A 1,222-nucleotide genomic window follows, 5' to 3' on the forward strand; every position below is an offset into this window, starting at 1 on the left:
CCAGCACGCGCAACAGCCCGCACGTGGTGGCCTGGTCGGTGGAGCAGGGTGGCTCGCCGTCGCCCGTCTGGGAGCACGCGGCCATCTGGGGCGCGATCTGCGCGTTCTATCTGGGCGGCATCGATCCGGCGCGCCCGGTGCAGACGCTGGTCGGTACCGGCCTGCTGCCGGCCTCGGCCGAGAAGCGCTTCACCCGGGCCGAGCGCAACAACCTGCTGTCGTACGGGATGGCGACCTACATCGCCAACCCGGGCGGCCAGCTGGCGGCGGAGCGCGCGGTCACGATGTACACGCAGAACGCCAGCGGCATCGTCGACCCCAGCTACCGCGACGTCGAGACGATGTACACGCTCAGCTACCTGCGCTACAGCGTGCGTGCGCGCATCTCGCAGGTGTATCCGCGCCACAAGCTGGCCAATGACGGCACCGTGTTCGACGCTGGCCAGGCGATCGCCACGCCGACCATGATTCGCGCCGAGCTGATCGCGCTGTTCCGTGACTGGGAGGAGGCAGGGCTGGTCGAGGACTTCGACCAGTTCAAGGCCGACCTGCAGGTCGTGCGCAGCGGCACCGATGCCAACCGCGTCGACGTCCTGCTGCCGCCGAACCTGGTCAACCAGTTCCGTGTGTTCGCCGCGCAGATCCAGTTCCGCCTGTAACCCAACGCGCGGGGCATTTGCCCCGCGCAACCATCCGAGGAAAACGACATGGCAAGCAAGCAAGTCATGGGGCGTGCCTTCATCACCGTCGCCGGCCAGCGCCTGGCGTCGGTGCCGGGCACGGCCAAGCTCAACACCGGCGGTGTCGAGCGTACGGCGCAGGTGTCCGACGCGGGCACGGTGTTCTACACCGAGAAGCCGGTCCCGTCCGAGGTCGAGTGCGACATCCTGATCACGGCGGACACCGACATCATCGCGCTTAACAGCACCACCGATGCCGTGGTGCTGTTCCAGGCGGACTCGGGCCAAAGCTACATGGTCCGCAACGGCGCCATGGCCACACCGCTGAACCCGCAAGCGGGTGATGGCAAGGCCTCGGTCAAGATGTTCGGCGCACCGGCGGAGGCTGTCTGATGGCTGCTCTCGTCTCGATCAAGGTGCCGCTCAGCGAGCCGCTCAAGCTCAAGGGCGGCGGCGAGCTCACCGAGTTGGTGATGGCCCGGCCGAAGGCGCGCCATCTGCGCACCATGGAAATGACGGCCAAGCCCAGCATGGGCATGATC

At 67.5% G+C, this 1,222-nt stretch carries 3 protein-coding genes; all 3 read left to right on the forward strand.

The annotated features are described in order from the left end of the window. The coding region (locus AC3WON_RS30360; protein ID WP_492353401.1) for a phage tail sheath C-terminal domain-containing protein at nucleotides 1-659 on the forward strand (659 nt) is incomplete at its 5' end. 48 nt (nucleotides 660-707) lie between these two features. Beyond that, a complete protein-coding gene (locus AC3WON_RS30365) occupies nucleotides 708-1,073 on the forward strand; it encodes a phage tail tube protein (RefSeq protein ID WP_492353402.1) in 366 nt (121 codons plus the stop codon). Continuing rightward, nucleotides 1,073-1,222, forward strand: a 150-nt coding sequence (locus AC3WON_RS30370) for a hypothetical protein (RefSeq protein WP_492353405.1), incomplete at its 3' end; no start/stop codon positions are given. The genes AC3WON_RS30365 and AC3WON_RS30370, both read left to right, overlap by 1 nt.

This window comes from Cupriavidus sp. FW305-46 (assembly GCF_058787075.1).

Excerpts from the sequence above, each read along its gene's own strand:
- AC3WON_RS30365 (WP_492353402.1), top strand. The coding sequence starts at position 708 with ATGGCAAGCAAGCAAGTCATGGGGCGTGCCTTCATCACCGTCGCCGGC.